The following is a 19058-nucleotide window of genomic DNA, read 5'->3' as shown; positions in this document are numbered from 1 at the left end:
GCAGCGCCTTTCAACAATTTAAGAAAATAAATAGACGATCACTATAGTAAAATGAATTTTCTACAGTGATCGTCTATTCTTATTACTTATCTAAATCAATTTTAGTTCCAGGGCGGACAGTCCAGGATGGATTTTTCCCTACTTTATCCCCTTCTTTTACTCCTTTAAGAATGGCAATATATTTCCCTTGTTTTTGGCCAGTTTTTACACTTTGTTTATAAATAGTTCCTTTTTTAAGTACATACACATATTTTGATTTTCCTGATCCTTTAACGCTCGTCTCAGGTATTGCTAACAATTCCTTTGATTGTACTACTACTTCAAGATTTGTTTCATAGCCAGGATATAGATTCTCTTGTGAATCTAAAGTTGCTCTAAAAGTGTAATATGGTATAGCTTCTTTTTTGGAATTCTTAGCTTGGTTGGTAGATTGATCACTCATAGGATAGTTACTTACCTCTGAAACGCTTCCTTTCCAGCTCTTATCGGTAACAACCTTTGAAGTGACTTTAATTGCTTGCCCTGGCTCTACTTTTGCTTTCTCTTCTTCTGTTAGCTTTCCTTCAATTTGAAACGGTTCATTTGAAGCAATTTGCATAATTGAGATTTGCTGTTTATCTGTAGCTTTATAACCTTGACCGATACTTTTGTTCAAATTAAGAACTACCCCATCATTATTACTGTTAACAGTTAATGATTCTTGTTGTGCTTTCAACTTTTCAGCTTCTAGAGTATATTGTTCTACTTTTAGCTGTGCAGCATTAAGCTCTTCCTTTGCAGTATTAAGTTCAGCTTGCAGGGATTGAATCTCCGGAGTACTTGTTGTCCTTGTTGTATTTGTTGTATTTTTATCTGTATTATTTGCATCTGTTGTATTAGGTGTTGGTGTTGACGCTGAAATAACATTTTGAATGTCTTTCTCTATTGATGCTATTTGGTCGTTTTTCTGCGTAACAGTTGTTTCCGCTAGCTTCTTATTTACTTCTGCTTGTCCTATTTCAGCTGCTATAGTTGTATCTTCATAAGAAAAAAGTTTTTGCCCTTTAGTGACAGTATCTCCTTCTTTAACAAATATCTCATTTATAGAACCTTTAGTTGGATTAACGTAAATAGTTTCAGTATGGCTTTGTACTACACGACCAGACACAGTTTCAGTTTTCGTAAAACTTTTTACCGTTGGACTGATAAACTGTAATGTTTTAGATTTACTTTTTTTAATTTCTACTACCGCTACGCTAAGAACCACAGAAACGATTAAAAGAACAATGATCCCCATTAAAATAAATTTCTTCTGACGTGGCGTAATTACTTTTACTTGTTCTTTTTCTTCGTCAATTCTTTTCGCCGTTTCCATAAAACTCTTGCCCCTTCCTTATCTTGCCAAAAACTTAATACGACTTCTCCTATATCTATTGTCTATTGTTTTAAAAAGCGTTTCAAGGAGATTTTTTAGAAAATGATAAATATTTGATATGTTTTTTTTAATAAACAATCTATTTGTCCTTTTGAATGGATTATTAGGTTGATTTGGGCAGATTTATATTATTTCAGAATATTCAAATTTTAATTTTAAAAAAATAATTTTATTGTTAATATTTTAATTTTTACCCGAAAAAACGAATAATTAGTGTCTACTAAAAAAGTCACAGAACCCTTTGATAAATCTATGTATTTTCGCACATACTTTCATTAATTTAATTAAAATTTAGATTTTATTAGATTAAAGTATAAAATTTAAAACATTCATACTATTATTGCGTAGTATTATTGAACTATGTTACAATACAAAAAATATCTTTGTAGAAAAGGATTTTTCTTCTACTAAAAGTATTTCTTATACGCATTGGAAAACGCTTACGATAATTTCGAGGAATTAAAAGTCTTTTTCTTTCAATTATGGGAATTGATACAACTCTCCCGTTACAAATTGATTAGTTACTACGCACTCTTTTAAGCAGTGTGTATTTATTTACTAAAAATACAGATTATTCATAAAAAGGGGGAGTCTTTGGATGAATGCTTTTTTCAGGAAAAAGTCGATTGAACAGCTTCAACAGGATGGGGCTAAAAATACCGGACTTAATCGCGTTCTAGGTTTATGGCAACTGACTGCCATTGGTTTAGGCGGGATTATAGGTGTAGGTATTTTCGTATTAACTGGTGTAGCAGCAGCTGAACACGCTGGTCCGGCAGTTCTTTTATCGTTTATTATTGCTGGTTTAGCTAGCGCAGCAGCAGCACTGTGTTATGCAGAGTTTGCTGGTTTAATACCGGTAGCCGGAAGTGCCTATACTTACAGTTATGCTGTTTTAGGAGAAGGTACAGCTTGGTTAATCGGGTGGGATTTGTTACTCGAGTACGCCCTAGTTGTTGCAGTAGTAGCCATTGGATGGTCTGGCTATATGCAAGAGTTTTTACTACAAATGGGTGTTCATATTCCTGTATGGGCACAAGGCGCGCCTGGTACTGGAGCAGGTCACAAAGTTGACTTAATTGCCGTTTTAGTTAGTCTTGGAATTGCAGGCTTACTTACATTAGGAACAGAAATGGGTTCTAAATTTAATTCATTAATGGTTATAATCAAATTAGGTATTATTCTTTTAGTTATTGCAGTTGGAAGTTTTCATATTAATTCAGCTAACTGGCATCCTTTCATGCCTTTTGGTTTTCATGGCGTAATGAGTGGAGCGGCTCTAGTATTCTTTGCAGTATTTGGATATGACACATTAACTACAGCAGCAGAAGAAGCAAAAAGACCGCAACGTGATTTACCACTTGCAGTTATCATCTCATTAGCTGTCGCTTTATGTTTGTATGTTGCTATGTCACTTATTATTACAGGTATGGCTCCGTACGAAACACTTAATAACGCAGCTCCTGTAGCAAAAGCCTTTAGTAATATCGGCATGAAATGGATTACAATCATCATTTCTGCCGCTGCTATAGCAGGTATTCTATCAGTATTATTCTCATTTATGCTTGCTGGATCACGTATTTGGTTCTCAATGAGTAGAGATGGTCTATTACCAAAATGGTTTACAAAATTACATCCTAAATATAAAACACCTTATCGTCCTACTTTATTAATTGGGTTAATTACGGCATTTGTAGCAGGTGTTACGCCAATTAACGAAGTCGCAGAATTAGTTAATATCGGAACGTTAACAGCATTTATTTTAATTTGTTCTTCTATTATTGTATTACGTGTAAAACGTCCTGACTTAAAAAGAGGATTCAAAACGCCATTAGTTCCAATTATTCCATTAATCGGGATTGGATTCTCGGCTTATCTAATTGCAAGCCTTCCAGGAATTACATTTATTCGTTTTATTGTCTGGATGGCTATAGGACTTGTTGTGTATGGTTTATATGGTAAGAAACGAAGTGTACTTGGGAATGCGGACAACAACAATAATAAAACTAAAATAAGCTAAGCCGCTAAAAAATTATAGAGACTATTAAAAAAGCCATTGCCACAAGGGAAATTATTTTCCTTGTGGTTTTTTTCGTTAAGACAAGTATCCCTTTCTTTCCTAATTTCCAATAAATCCTGTCAAAACAAAAAGCATGTATCCGATCTTAAATCGAATACATGCCCAAAATTTCTCGAATTCTAGTAAGCTATTAAATCAAAAGCTTACTTTCTTGCTCCGTCTTTACCTACTTTATATTTACCGATTGTAGTATTTACAGCCATTACGCCAGATTTGTTGAAGTAATAATATTTACCACTTATCTTTTTCCAGCCATTGCTAAACATTACTCCGTTTGGATCGAAGTAGTAGTGTTTAGAACCTAATACTAACCAACTAGTTTTCATTACTCCGTATTTATCAAAGTAATAGTGTTTAGTTCCTAATACTAACCAGCTAGTTTTCATTACTCCATACTTATCGAAGTAATACTTCTTGCCGTTATACGTTACCCAACTAGTTTTCATTACTCCACTATTATCGAAGTAATATTTTTTACCACTGATTGTTTGCATACCAGTTACTTTAACACCTTTGATATAGTAGTATTTTTTGCCATTTTCTACTACCCATCCAGATTTAACCGGAGCATCTGCACGATTAATTACTACTTCCTTCACTGTTTCATTACCAGCAAGGTCAGTCGCTCTTAACGTAATTTTATTTTGTCCTTCTTTTAATGGGACAGTTACTTCATAGTCTTTGTTTAGTGGTTTTACAACATCTACTGGACTGATTAATGGTACTTCAAATTCGTGGTTTTCACCAACGAAGAAGTTTAAGTAGCTATAGTTATCTTTTAAGTTTACTTTAAAAGTAACTTCTTCTACCTTTTTATCCACTCGAGTAGGAGCATTTAGTACATTAATTTCTGCCGCGTGAGTATCCACATAAATATGACGCGCAACTGAGAAGTTTTTGTTAGCATAATCTGTTGCTTCTACTTGAACAGTGAATGGTCCATCTTGGTCAAATGTTACAGTTGTTGAGTAGTTGTAATGTCCAGTCTTAGCATCAAAAGTAGTTGGAACTTCTTTTCCATTAACCTTAACTGTTTTAATACCGATATCATCTGTTACGAAACCTTTAACTGGAACTGTGTTATCACTGTAAGCGCCCCATGGCTCTGGTGAGTTAGGAACGTATCCTCCAGCACCATCTGATGTACCATCAGTGATGTACACTAATGGAAGATCCACGTCTCCAATCGTTGCAACATCTTCTGCCCCGTTACCTGCATAGTCCATAGCAACTACTTCAACTAATGCTTTAGCAGGAGCTTTAGAAAGATCATAAGAAGACTTTGTACCATCAGTTGTACCATCTAGTTTACCATTTACGAAAATACCATATACTTTGACTCCTGTTGCGTCATCTGAACCTTCCCAAGATACAATTTTCTTATCAGGGTCATAAGTTGCTTTAATACTTGGAGCTTTAGTATCAATATAAACTGGAATCTTCTTTGACTGCCACTTTGCATTATCATAGCCAATTACAGATTTAATCTCGTAATAGTATTTTCCGTCTGGCATAACTTGACCATTTACTTTACCATCCCAAATAGTTGACTCACTATCCTTCATGATTTCGCCTTTACCGTTGTTATAATTATTTTTAGTAACATCAGATTGAGCACTTAAACGGCGAAGGAATTTACCACCTTGGTCAAGGATATTATATTGTACTTCTGATGCATTTCTTAAGAAAGATGGAAGAGCATTGATATCATCACCACTGTTATCGCCGTTTGGTGAAAACGCGTAATATTTCTCTCCATCCTTACCAGGAGCCGCTTCCCAGAATGTACTATCGCCATCAGTTGCCATGTCATGTGCACCTTTATAAGCCCTTGCTAAATCAAAGTAACGAGTTTCACCAAGATCTTTGAATCCATCAAGGATTGGCAGACTGTCCCACTTACCGTAGAAGCCTACGTATGGAGTCGTTAAATTTGGATGACCATCAGTACTGATCAGATTTACAGAACCTTCAACAAAAATATTGTCATGTAGTGGTACAGAAATCTCTTTTCCACTCTTATCGAATCCAGGAATTTTTGCATCAGTTAAATCAATTTTCACTGTGAAATCAACTGATTGACCCGCTGGAACTTTAATTGTTTCAGGCGCATCTATTTTTGCACCATCTAATGCTCCTGTTTGAAGCGCATTACGATCAACAGCAGTAGTTTGATAGAATTCATCTGTTAATGCATTTGTGTCAACTTTATATTCAGCATCTTTATCAGAAATGTTTTTAGCTGTAAAAGTCATTGATACTTGCTTAGATTGGAAATCCTTCAATTCGTATTTCGCTTCACCTGTTGCCTTACTATAGAAGTAAACTGGTGTAGTAACAGCGTTTTCAATTTGCATCATACCTGCACCTTGACGACGTGGTGAGAATGGGTGTCCATCTAAGTCATTAATAACCTTTGCAGTATTCATTAATAATACTTTTGCTAAGTGAGTACGTTGACTTAAGCTTAAAGAACTGAAACGTTTATCACTTTTTAAGTACTCTTGTACTAATGCAGATCCACCAGCTACGTGTGGAGCTGCCATTGAAGTACCACTCATTACTTCATATTGGTTGTTATTAACAGTTGAATAAATGTTTCCACCTGGAGCTGTAATTTCTGGCTTTAACTCAAGGCTAGGTGTTACTCCCCATGAAGTAAAGCTTGTCATACGGCCCATTTCAGGACTTTCATTTTTGGCAGTTTGAGATACATGCAATGTTCCCGAACCATTAATTGCATTTGCTAACGCTTCACCATCTGCTTTTGAGTTAACAAGCATAATAGGAACATCCCATCCACCTTGGTCAGCGTATTGAACACCATTAGTTGCATTCCATACGATAATACCAGCAGCACCTGCTTGAGCAGCGTATTTCGTTTTATCAGCAAAAGTTAAAGAACCACGTGCTACTAATACGATTTTCCCTTTAACATCTACACCGTTATAATCATCCGGTGCACCTAGTTTGTATGTTCCATCAGCTTTTTTACCTAGGTTTACAACTGGAATATTTCCACCAAATTTATCTGATAGATCTTTCCAAACATCTATTCCCTTACCAACTACACTAAGATCGTTATTACCATCAACAGTGATCGCATGTTCATATAGATAAGCTTCATTTCCAGAAGCAGCTACTGAGATTGTGTCTTTATTAAGACCTGGAGCTCCAGTTACACCAATATCAGGGTTTTGTGATAGAGGGTCTCCCCATCCATAACCAATATGGTTCGAGTTACCAGAAGAAACAGCACACACAATACCATTGTCAACTGCACGAGTAATTGCAAGATCTTCTGCGCTATTTGGCTCATAAGAAGATGCTACAGAACCAAGGCTCATGTTTAGTACATCTGCACCTAGTTTAATAGAATCGTCGATCGCTGCAAGATAAATATCAGACCATGTAGATGGATAACTTGGGTCATTACTGAATACTTTCATCGCAAGAACTTGCGCTTCTGGTGCAACTCCTTTAATACCACCGTTTGCTTCGTCTCCGTTAGCAGCCGTAATACCTGCTACGTGCATACCGTGCATTGAAGCACCAGGTCCAAGGTCCGTTACGATACTGTTTTGGTCATAATAGTTATAACCATAAGGAACTTTATCAGTGTAGAATTTACCTGGTAAAGCTTTATCTTTTACAATTTGAGCTACTGAATCTTTTGTTAAGTCCTCTTTTGAAGGATCCGTTAATTTAAAATCACGGTGTGTAGGGTCAATCCCTGTATCGATAATGGAGATAACCATACCTTTTCCATCAAATCCAGTGTCTTTCCAAGTTTCTTTAGACTGGATAAATTGATGACTCTTCGTCATATCTGGAGTAGATGGTTCAGCTGTAGGGCGGTTGTACTCATTTGCTAAATAGACATTTTTGACACCAGAAGTAGCTTCAATTTTTGCTACATCACCAAATTGAACTTCACCACTGAAACCGTTAAATGCAGTTGTAAATTGTTTTTTATAATTAATGTTGATTCCTTTTGATTGTAACTTTGATTTTACCGAACTTTGTTGACTATCTACTTTTGCATAAAGACTAGACTTTTGACTTTCAGATAAGTCTTTAAACAATTTACCTTGTTTTGTTGCGTATTCAATTGGTGATTGTCCATCCAATTCTACGATGACACGCACTTTATCTGAAGCTTTTAAGTTTGCTTTCGCATCAGATAAGTTGTTTTTATTTTGTAGTTCTTTTGTTTCCTGTGATTGTTTAATTTGTTCCAACTTTGATGCTAAGTCACCTGGTCGGTAAGATTCAGCTGAAGTTGGTGATACAAATGCTAAATTAGAAAGAGCAAGAGCAGACGCCAAAGCGTATGTAGTAATTTTACGATTTTTTTTGTTAGTCATTTCTCAGTTCCTCTCCAGAAATTTTATATGAAATAGATTAGTACAAACTTTCTTAAAAAACTTCCCCTGTTTTTTAATTAGTAATTCGAGGAATATCGACAGATTCATTGAAAAAACTTCTCAATCAAAAACATGTCAAATTACCTCTGAAAATCTTTTCCAGATAACCCCCTAATATCTCCTTTCACCGTTATTGATCCTATTAATACCTATACTTTTTAATATTTTTTTAATAAAGTTTCTAAGGAATAATAGATAAATTAAATAATTCTTTTTTTGAGTCAAAATTCCTTTATAAAATTCCTAATATTTTAAAAATTTTTAAAGTTTTTTTGTATTTTTAATAAAAATATGTAAATTCATGTAAAAATTTATCATTTTGGAGTATTTTTTATAGTTTTAAAGTACTAGACATATTCAATTTTCTAGATATATACTCATAGAATTTTTTGAACATAATGAAGGCTTTACTAAGTCTATTGAAGTGTTTGTTCGACAAATAATCAGTTTAGGTAATGGTTCTATTAAAGCAGCAAAATATATTAAAAAAGCTAAAAAAATAAAAAGGCAGCACATCCCAATGGATTTACTGCCGTAAACATTTGTTTTATTTAAAAAACCTTGGTAAATATTCTTTATGCGCTTCTAGCATTTCGTCAACGATCGCTACAGCTACTTTATCATTTGCTACAAGTGGATTAATAGTCAATGCAAGAATTGCTTTTTCGCGACTTCCTTCAACTGCTGCCTCAATTGCCGTTTGTTCGAAAGATTTAATCGTTTGAATTAATCCTCGAACTGGAACTGGTAATTCCCCGATTGTCAGTGGAATTGGACCATCTTTTGTAATGACACAGCTAACTTCTACTGCTCCGTCATACGGTAAGCCTGAAATAGCTCCCTTGTTCATTGTGTTTAATGGTTGGATATCTCTCGTATCATTATAGATAGATGAAATTAAACGACAAGCCGCATCAGAATAGTAAGCTCCACCACGTTTTTCTAGCTCAGGTGGTTTTATATCTAGCGCTTCATCTTTATATTTTTCAAAAAGAGATGCTTCAATTTTTTGCACGACTTCTGCACGCGTTTCATTCGATTCAAAATCTTTTAATGCTCGTTCAAGCATTTCAGATGTTTTGTAATAGTAATGGTGATAAGAACAAGGAATGACATTGACTGCTTTTAGGAATTCAGGTGCCCATTCTTCAGCATCAATATTTTTTACAAAACTAGCATTAGCAGGATCCATAATCATTTCAAGTACTTGCTCTTTTACACTAACTCCGTCTAAATAAACCTCTATACCATATACCATATGATTTAGACCTGCAAAATCAATACGAACACGCGAATGATCAACATTTAATAGTTTTGCAACACCCATTTCCATTCCGATCGGTATATTGCAAAGACCAATGAATCTCTTAATATTTGAATATCTTAATGCTGCTTCTGTAACCATACCAGCAGGGTTTGTAAAGTTTAGGATCCAAGCATTTGGACATAGCTCCTCAACTTCTTTACAAATATCCAAAATAACAGGAATTGTACGTAAGGCTTTAAACAATCCACCTGCACCGTTTGTTTCTTGTCCGATTACGCCATGTTTAAGTGGAATTCTTTCATCAAGTGCTCGTGCAGCTAGTTGTCCAACACGAAGCTGTGTTGTAACAAAATCAGCATCTTTAAGGGCCTCACGACGATTATACGAAAGATGAATCCTCATTGGTACTCCTGCTTTTTTGACCATACGTTTTGCTAGTGCACCAACTGTTTCTAATTTTTCGCGTCCAGCTTCGACATCAACAAGCCACAGCTCAGTTACTGGAATTTGTTCATAGCGCTTAATAATTCCCTCAACCAATTCTGGTGTATAACTTGAGCCCCCACCTATTGTCACGATTTTGAATTTCTTTGACATTATTTTTGGCCCCTTTCATACATGTCAACGAACTCTTTTGCCAGGTCTTTTACAGTCATTGCATTCATTAAGTGATCTTGAGCATGAATCATTAAAAGTGAAATCTCAGTTGGAGTGCCACCAATCTCTGATTGAATAAGCGTTGTTTGGATATGGTGTGCCTCATTTAATGCATCACCTGCTTCTTTCAATTTCTTGCGAGCTAAATCGAAGTCTTGTTTTTTTGCTGCTTGAATCGCTTCCATAGCAGCACTTCGACCATTTCCCCCATGAAGAATCAGTGTGAAAATTTCCGTTTCATTTTTTACCATGAAACTGCCCTCCTCTCTTTATTAATAAAATTTTTTATCGTCATAACCCCACGGTTACTAATTTTACCTTTAAGGTATTCATCGTATTTTTCTTGAGCAAAGATCAGAAAAGTCGTTTCTCAACAATTACTACTTGTTTTCAATTAAACTGATCGCTTGCTCTAAAATCGCTTCACCATCGCACATGCCGTAATTCATCATATTAATTACTTCAACTGGAATGTTTTTCTCTTCACAGATTTCTTCCATTTCTTCTAAAAGGAAACGTACTTGTGGACCTAACAATAACACATCAGCTTCATCGATTTCTGAACGAACAACTGATTCTGAAACTGCCCAAATGTGTGCTGAAATCCCTTTTGATTCAGCAACTTTTTCCATTTTAGAAACGATTAGACTTGTTGACATGCCTGCAGCACAGCAAAGTAAGATATTCATGATGATTTCCTCTTTCTTTAGTAAGTTTTTTTATATTTCATTCTTATTAATAACGACAAATCGACCGATTCGATCGTGCACAGCTAATGACTTTTTATTAGCAAACATGCTAATAACTGATAAAAAGAACGGAAGACCTTGAAAAATAAACATCGTCAAAAATTTAAAGAAACTTCTAACAATCACTAGTAATACATAAGGAAGTATTCCCTTTTTATTATTGATGCGTGTTAACTTCAATCGAAAGATCTTCTTTCCAATTGTCGATCCTCTTAACAATAAGGTTGTTAAGACGTCATAACAAAAATAGATTATAAGCGATTGGAGAAATGCTTCATTAAAAAGAGCCATTACCTTTACTGCTGCATCTTGACTAGCAGTTGATTTTTGAAGTTCAATCATATTTGCTAGAACTCCTGGAAAGTTTGGAAGTCCCGTGATTCGATACACAATTGACAAGATGATTGAAACAATTATTGCATCAATGGCAAAGGCACCGATTCTTTTCAATCGAAACGAAGTTATAATTTTTTGTCGATTTTCCATAAGATTTAGTCCCTTCTTCTAATCAATTATCTATCTATTTGCTTGGGAGAATTATTTACTAGCTTTCTCCATTTCTAAATTTTTCTTATCCCAAATTCGAATGAATGGGAACCAAATGATCGAAGCCACTGCAAAAGCTACCAATTGCATAACTACACCCATAATCTTACCACCCGTCATTAGATAACCACTTATGAAATATGGGGTTGTCCAAGGGATGATTGTTCCAGTTGTATGTGGGAAAATTCCCATTGCCGTACCAAAGTACGTTACTGTTAATACTGCTACTGGAGCTAGAATATAAGGGATCATTAAAAATGGATTTAAAACAATCGGAACACCAAACATAATTGGCTCATTAACGTTAAAGATAGATGGCCCAATTGCTAGACGTCCTACCTTCTTAAGAAGTTTTGACTTCGCTAAAAATGTCATATAGATTGCAACTGGTAAAGTAGCACCAGAACCACCCATCCAAATTCCATTCTCATAGAATGTATACGTAATGATATGTGGTAATGTTTTACCTGCTTTAAGTGCTTCTAAGTTTGCATCTGCATTTGTAATCCAAATTGGTTCCATAACAGACGTGATGATTGATGAACCGTGGATACCAAAACTCCACAAAAGGTGTTCCATTAAACATGCGACAAGTGTACCAACATAAGTTGATCCTAAAATTGTAAATGGCTGTGTCACAACTTTATGAACAAACGTTGCAAAATCTCCCCAACCAGTATGACTAAATCCGTATCGAACTAGTAAGAAGAAAAGGATAATCACAAAGCCAGGAATAAGAGCCGTAAATGAACGTGAAACTGTAGGCGGCACAGTATCTGGTAAAGTGATGATGATCTTCTTTTGTAAGAAGTAACGATAAATTTCAGCAGTAATAATTGCAATGATTAATCCAACAAACAAGTATTGTGCACCAAAAAGATCAGGTGACCATGCTGATACAGTTTCCTTACCATCTTTGAAAGTGCTCATAATATTAACAATTAAATAACTTGCTAATGCTAATACCCCAGCTGGAACTCCATCAATATTCTTTTTATCGACCTTATAACTACTTGCTAAGGAATAAGCTACGCCAAATACTGCAACTAATGCGATAATCCCCATTGAACCGTTATAAACGATATCTCCAAATGCATTCCAATTTTCACCAAATACTTTTGACATAAAGTTTTGATACCAATCTGCTTCTAACCAAGCTACGATAATGAAAAATGAACCAATGATCATTAGTGGCATTGCAAACATAATACCATCACGCAAAGCAAGTAAGTGTCTTTGATTACCTATTTTCGAAGCGATCGGTAAGAATTTTTTTTCAAAAAAGCTGCTGTTCATTACGTTATCCCCTCTCTAAGGAATTAGGATCTTGGTAAATCAGTAATTCCCTATATACCAAGATCCCTTTTAGAATTTATTTCTTTTTAATATTTAAGATTTAAAGTTTGAATTGTATAACAGTTGTGTAACTACCGTAAACTTTAACTTTTCCATCAAGAGTGAAAGCACGAACTTTAAAGTAGTACGTTTTACCTTTAACTAATCCTGTTGCATTAAATGTTCCAGTTGTAGTTGTTTTTGTTATTTGGTCAGAGAAATCGCTTTTAGTAGCACGAACGATTTCATAACCAGATACACCACTTACTCCAGTCCAATTTACTTTAATTGAAGTTGTACTTGCTTTTGTTGCTTTTAGTCCTGTTGCTTTAGCAACATCCCATTTTGCGTATAGTGTTGTATTTTCTTTTACCTTATCAGTTGCAAAGTTCCATGCAGTTTTAAGTCCAGCATCTTTGTACCATCCAGCAAAGACAAATCCTTTTTTCGTTGGATTAGCTGGTTTCGCAATGATAGAATCATAGTTTCCTGTTATAGTAGCTACATTAGATCCACCTTTACTGTTAAATGTAACTGTGTATTTGCCAATACCCCATTTAGCGTAAAGTGTAGTAGATGCTGTTACTTTATCAGTCGCAAAGTTCCAAGCTTGAGTACATGAAGCATCTTTATACCAACCAAGGAATGTATATCCTGTTTTTGTTGGTGTTGGAGAAGTAATTGCTTCATTGTAAGTTGCAGTGATTGGATCTACTGCAGACCCACCTTGTGAATCAAATGATACTGTTTGTTTTGCATCTTTAGAAACTGTGCGTACAAAAGTCATCACGTGGCTATCATTTGCAAATTGTGGATCTCCGTTCAATGTCATTCCAGAGTATACAACCGTTGCAGTAATGTTTGCTGGTTTATCAGTGTTGTATGTTACTTTTCCATCCGCATCAACAGCAACATCGTCTGGTGAAGATGATTCGTAACTAACTTCTACATATTTGTTTCCATCTGTATTAAGCCCTTTTTCAGCCATTGCATCTTTTAACCAAGTTGGATATGCAAATGCGTTCTTGTCAAGCTCAGTCGGAGCAATTTTTTCAGCTGACTTCATTGGATCAACAACTTTGATTGTGTAAGTGATTTTTTTCGGTGTTCTAAAGAATCCGTCGATCACATAGCCCGTAACTGTACTAGTTCCTGGTCTTAAAGCAGTTGCGTATGAACCATAGTGCACACCATCTACACTAATTCCTGCTGCACTTACATTACCAACTTCACCGTAAGCTGCTAAAGTTCTTAAATCAAGAACTTGAGATACATTTGAATCAGCATTGATTTGCGTTGGTAATCCATTGTTATATCCAGCTAAATCCCAAGAATTCGTTAACCAAGATACATTGTTAGTATATCCTGTTGTTTTAGCATCCAATTTAACAGAGTCACCAACATTAATCGTAAATGTATGTGTGTCTTCGTTATATTTAGCATTTGGATTCATAGCTGCTACATTCGTTGGATAATTAATACTTTCTGTTCCGTTATTTACTGGCGCAGTAACTTTTGAACCTAAACCTTCTACATATACAGCATCCTCAGGGTTTTGAGTTAACCAATAAGGCATAGATGTTACAGTTGATGATTCCATTGATAAGCTGTTACCAGAATCAATTGTTCTACGATCCATTGTTCCGAAAATATTTGTATTGTATTTAGACATCATCACTTCATCACGTGGAATTAATTGATCAACCATTAAATCAGGTGTCACGTGCGTTACGTCATTTCTGTTTGCAGAAAGAACATCCCAGTTCATGAAGTTATTTGGAATACGTGTCATTTGCCATGTTGAACCTGCAAGGTCAACCGTTGAACTTCCTATACTAAATCCTTTTTCTTTCAATGCACCTAGAGAAGCTGCGTAGAAAGTTGACATAAATGGATTTTTCTCTCTCTTTTCATTGAACCACCATTGGTTCATACCATCTAAGATCCCTTTAGCGTTCTCTTTCTCAGCATGATGAGATAATGTGTAGTATGATAGTGCAGCTTCTTCTTCATCAGAATAGTTCATGTATGACTCGTAAGATACACCACTTACGCCAATATCGTCTCCGTTATGAGCAGAAATACCAAAGTATCTAGAGTGGTACTGTAATGACATATCAAGTAATGAAGTTGAGTTATAAGACTTTGGATATCTTGTTTCATAATCATTGTGCTCTGAAGCTGTTGTAGACGCTTTGACACCATTCATTACTTTGTATTCGTTTGCAAAATCAAGTGGAGAAATTACTGCAACACCTTGTGCTTCAAGTGCAGCTTTTTCTTCTGGCGTATAACCGCCCATATCTCTTGCAGCTACAAGCATTTGTAATGCTAATGTTGCATTTAATGGACCATCTTCATAGTCATTTCTACCCCATGCATTTGATACACCGTCAAGGAATTCTGGATTTAAATTAGCCCATTTAGTTGGTGCTGAAGGAGCATTTAATCCATTTCCAGGAGCTGTTCCATTGAAACGAGATTCAATTGGGTTCTCCCCAGTAACACTTACTTGATAATAGTTGTTTAAAACCATTGCATTTGTATGATTAATTAAATCATTTTTCACAAGAGCCGCTAATTCAGGATCACTATCTTTAAACGTGTTATAAGCTAGGTCTAATGTGAAGTAATGACCTACCAATTCGTCTGTAGACGTTGTTGCTTTATAATAGACTTTGTTTGAGTCTAAAGCTTTTGTTGCATCATCTAAATTAGGATTTTGCTCATTTACAATATTCGTTAAACGTTTTGGTACAGCAACAGTGTCATACGCTTTGATTCCAGCAGTCCCTCCACTGATTTTACCTGGAACAGAATATTTAACTGTATTTCCGTTAACATCAGTCGTAGTTCCTGCACTTTTTTGAAGCCAAGCTTGGTCCCATGATTTGCTTTCTGCAGTCGTAGAACCATTGTTGCTGCCCTCTACTTTATATGATCTAGCAAAGAAGCCAGCAGAAGCAGGTTTTCCTGTTGTGTCTAACGTATACTTCCCATCATTGTCAACGAATACTGGTTTACCTTCGTTATCTGCAAGCCATTTTTTTCCTTCGTCAATTGTCTTTACGTTTCCACCAAGTGAGTTAACAACATAAACAACATCGTTAACATTGTCTTTTGAAGGTACCTTTAACTGCGTTCCAGATACATAACCAAGCGTTACGATGGCTTCAACAGCACGAATTGCAGAAGCTTTTGCATCTATTGTTCTAGCATCTTTTTCACCAAAATTTTCTTTCATGTAGTTGTATCTCCAAATTTCACCTGAAGCGTACATTGTTGTCCATAAACCATCATTATCTGTATCAGAAATTGAGCTTATAGCATCTTTATCTGCAGTCATAAGAGCTTTAATCATATTATCCTTATTAGCAAAACTCATAGAACCAGATTGGAATCCAAATCGATCTGCGTAGTTTCTAGAAATTTCTTCTTGAACTAATGATTTGCCCATTAGGGACATTTGCTTTCTTACAATATGAGTAGCATTTCCTTTCTCGCCTAGAATCCAAAGACCATTATTTCCATCAGACATAATGTTTGTAATTACTTCTTTGGCGTTAAATTGAGTCGGGTTTCCGTTTTTATCGACTCCTGAACCTGAATTTTCACCAGTTTGAGGAATATATCTTCCACCTTGTAAATATTGAATTTGATCAGCTGGAGCTAAGTTTGGATCATATAGTGTAATTGCATCGGATACGATACCAGTAGTGACAGGATGATCTTTTTCTTCACCAAAATTAACGTTGCCATTTGATTTAATTAAAGTATCCTTTGAAACTAACCATTTTACGCCATTTTCTCCATTAACATAGCCAACATAGTTTTTAGACGGAAACTTAGTTCCTGATGGAGCAGTTGGAATATTTGTTGTTTGCAAATTAGATGATGAAAGAGCAGCAGGAATTTTCGAATCTCCCGCATTGTAATAGTAAACTACCTTTTCAAGATTAGTAGATGCCTGCGTCTCAATTACAGAAACCGTAATATTCACAGTTGCTGCATTACCACTTAAATCTACTCCAGTACCTGTGATAATTGCAGATCCACCAGATACACCTAAAATCTTTCCACTATAATCACCTTTTGCGTTACCAATCGTATCAACATATGCAACGTAAGGATCAGAAGTTGTCCATTTTACTGGCTTGGTTGTATCTAATCCACTTGGTTTTGCATGAGTGATTTGTGTAGTATTCATAAAAATCTTAGTGCCAGTTGAGATTGGCGCTACTGATTGAGTAGTAATAGTTGGTGCAGCTTTTGCAACAACGCCACTAAATGGAGTTGCAAACATTGATGCCGCTAGTACAGAAGCTGGAAGTGCTCTACCTAAAAACCATTTATTTCTTTTCATTTATCTTCCTCCAAAATAATTTATTTAATTAATTTTCTAATCGAAGAACACCTTTTTTAATTAAGTAACCGTTTTCAAGATTATCTAAAAAGGACAAATGATAGCATGAAGTTGATTCGTTTCTATTAGCGATCATCCTACTTACTTTGATTGTTAGAATGATCGCTAAACTGCTACGAACCATATTGAAACAAGATTTTTGAAATTTCATACTGAAAATCGTTAAAATTATTTGATTTTAATACTTTCTGCTTCGTCTCGGGGTGGTCCATTAAATGTAAAAATAATCGACTTAACTCTTTGTGTAAAAACAAGTCTCCGGCACGAAGATTAATCAAAAATAAGATTTGTACAACTTTCCCATCGATTGTTGGCGGATTTTTAAAAATCACCACACTGATCGAATCCTGTATCGCAACCATTTTTAATGCATGTGGCGCAGCAATTCCATTTTGCAGTATCGTCGATATTTTTTCTTCACGGTCGACAACTAAAGCTGGATAGTTAGGTGCTGCAAATCCTAGTTCAACAACGCTTTTTGCCTTTTCTTTAATAAATGCTTTGTAGTCAAACGACTCTTTGCTTTCTTCTATATAAAACAAATCTGGATGAAATAAAGATAAAAGTGTCGGTACATCTTCTTTAACTTTATTAGCCGGGTATCTAGTAAGCGTTCGACGAATTCTTTGAACATCCGTTTCAGTTAGTATTGGTGCTACTTGAATATACGGAATCGAAATATTATCAAATGGAATCGAAGTCGATGAAACTAATAAGTCATAATCTTCTAACTTTAACGATTGAAGCTCACTATACAAAACGACGTCAATTTTTGCCCCTTGGAAAAGTGTCTCAAGTTTCATTTTCATTAAATCAGCCGACCCTGCTCCTAATCCGTAAGATAGTAGAATTTTTTTGTAAGAACTTAATTGTTTTTGCTTCTCCCTTTCCACATGAGCTGCTAAATGCATTGTAATATAACCCATTTCGTCACTAGAAAGTTCAAATCCCCATATTTCCTTTATCATTTCAGAAAAATTTAATGCAATCATAAACACATCCGAATACCTACTATAAACATCATCTATTAAAGGATTCGTAAGCTTTAAATTAAAATATAATCTTCTTAACAGTGGATACATGTGCATGATCATCGTATTTAAAAGTTGCTGATCACCTGAAAACTGAGTTAAGAATGTTTGATCTAATCTTTCTAAACAATTCTTTAGTTTTTGTTTTAAGTCATTTTTTTCATGTTCCTCAATATCGTCTACACTCGATTTACCACTTATATGGGCAGCTAAATAGATTATTTCACTCCCTGGTAATACGACATGATATAGTTCAGAAAGAATTTCACAAATTCTCTTTGCTATATTCATAAATGACGGTTTAATTAGAGAAACATCTAACTTTTTTTCTTGATTAGGCAAGATAAAGTTGTGTTGAGTTACTCGAAACGAGAGTACTTGGATATGCACTAAAATATTCTCAAGTGCAAAATAACTTAATTTCAATTGATTATTCTGTACTTCTTCACTCAAAACAGCTCGAATTTCCTCAAACGGAAACGCTTTCTCAAAAGTTTGATAATTTGACTTCTTTAATAACCCTGTTTCTTTTTGACTTAGAAAGTAGGAAAACGCTCTTCTAAAATTCGTTTCATCCCCAAGTAAACGAATTCCATAACGTGATTTTGTTTCTACTTTTAAATCAAAAATCCTTACTTGCTTTTCAACTTCAATCATGTCGGTAAAAACTGTCGATCTGCTAATCATTAGACTATCAGCAAACAGATCGATCGTTTGAAACTCAGTCGTTTGAAGCAAAAGCATAATAATATTATTCACTCGAACACGAGGTAAATCTGGTGCTAATGCCCCGTCTATTTCTTTCATATATGTTTGGACCAACTCTTGGTTTTCTATATGAAGTAAATAGCCCTCACCACGTTTTTTCTGAATCACAAATCCAGACTTTTCTCCAATCGCGTTTAATTCTTTCAATTCATTTCGTAATGTACGATTTGAAATAGCGAATTCTGATTCAAGTTCCTGTGAAGTTAGTGATTTTCCTTTTTGATACAAATATTGCAAAATTAAATCTCTTCGCATACATTACCTCACCACCCTAGATGCCTAATCTAGTATTTTAAGTTTACTTTCCAGTAAATCTATTTAACAGTTTGAATTTTTCCAAAATAGTTCGCAATTTAAAACA

Annotated in this window: 10 protein-coding genes; 1 reads left to right on the top strand and 9 read right to left on the bottom strand. The window is 35.2% G+C overall.

Features of this window, described 5'->3' with window-relative positions; all coding sequences use genetic code 11:
- Positions 1–82 precede the first annotated feature (82 nt).
- The gene (locus COE53_RS09225; protein WP_098947878.1) at positions 83–1354 is read right to left on the bottom strand and encodes an efflux RND transporter periplasmic adaptor subunit; all 1272 of its coding nucleotides are present in this window, start codon (positions 1352–1354) and stop codon (positions 83–85) included.
- 658 nt (positions 1355–2012) lie between these two features.
- On the opposite strand from COE53_RS09225, the gene COE53_RS09220 reads away from it, so the two are divergent.
- Complete coding sequence (locus COE53_RS09220) at positions 2013–3434, top strand: amino acid permease (RefSeq protein ID WP_098947876.1); 1422 nt, start codon at positions 2013–2015, stop codon at positions 3432–3434.
- Between the two features lie 203 nt (positions 3435–3637).
- On the opposite strand, the gene COE53_RS09215 is transcribed toward COE53_RS09220, so the two are convergent.
- The 8 genes from COE53_RS09215 to COE53_RS09180 all read right to left on the bottom strand — a co-directional run bounded on the left by COE53_RS09215 (position 3638) and on the right by COE53_RS09180 (position 18952).
- Positions 3638–7861 carry a S8 family serine peptidase gene (locus COE53_RS09215; protein WP_098947874.1) on the bottom strand — a complete coding sequence of 1408 codons (4224 nt, stop codon included), beginning with the start codon at positions 7859–7861 and terminating at the stop codon, positions 3638–3640.
- A 607-nt stretch (positions 7862–8468) separates the two neighbouring features.
- Positions 8469–9785, bottom strand: a complete 1317-nt coding sequence (locus COE53_RS09210) for a 6-phospho-beta-glucosidase (RefSeq protein ID WP_098947872.1) — start codon at positions 9783–9785, stop codon at positions 8469–8471.
- Positions 9785–10096, bottom strand: coding sequence for a PTS lactose/cellobiose transporter subunit IIA (locus COE53_RS09205; RefSeq protein WP_025568866.1), 312 nt, complete (start codon positions 10094–10096; stop codon positions 9785–9787). Before COE53_RS09205 ends, COE53_RS09210 begins: the two co-directional genes overlap by 1 nt.
- 129 nt (positions 10097–10225) lie before the next feature.
- Entirely contained in the window at positions 10226–10534 is a 309-nt protein-coding gene (locus COE53_RS09200; RefSeq protein WP_025568867.1) for a PTS sugar transporter subunit IIB, read from the bottom strand.
- A gap of 30 nt (positions 10535–10564) precedes the next feature.
- Entirely contained in the window at positions 10565–11080 is a 516-nt protein-coding gene (locus COE53_RS09195; protein ID WP_025568868.1) for an RDD family protein, read from the bottom strand.
- A 51-nt stretch (positions 11081–11131) separates the two neighbouring features.
- On the bottom strand, positions 11132–12436 hold the full coding sequence (celB, locus tag COE53_RS09190) for a PTS cellobiose transporter subunit IIC (protein WP_025568869.1): 1305 nt from the start codon (positions 12434–12436) through the stop codon (positions 11132–11134).
- Positions 12437–12536: 100 nt separating this feature from the next.
- On the bottom strand, positions 12537–16838 hold the full coding sequence (locus tag COE53_RS09185; RefSeq protein ID WP_098947869.1) for an InlB B-repeat-containing protein: 4302 nt from the start codon (positions 16836–16838) through the stop codon (positions 12537–12539).
- Positions 16839–17011: 173 nt separating this feature from the next.
- Positions 17012–18952 (bottom strand): BglG family transcription antiterminator, encoded by a 1941-nt coding sequence (locus COE53_RS09180; protein ID WP_069032664.1) that lies wholly within the window; start codon positions 18950–18952, stop codon positions 17012–17014.
- Positions 18953–19058 lie beyond the last annotated feature (106 nt).

The organism is Bacillus sp. AFS029533 (genome assembly GCF_002585125.1).
Classification (GTDB): domain Bacteria; phylum Bacillota; class Bacilli; order Bacillales; family Bacillaceae_G; genus Gottfriedia; species Gottfriedia luciferensis_B.
The sequence above is the reverse complement of the archived record's forward strand: the minus strand, read 5'-3'. Positions and strand labels throughout refer to the sequence as shown.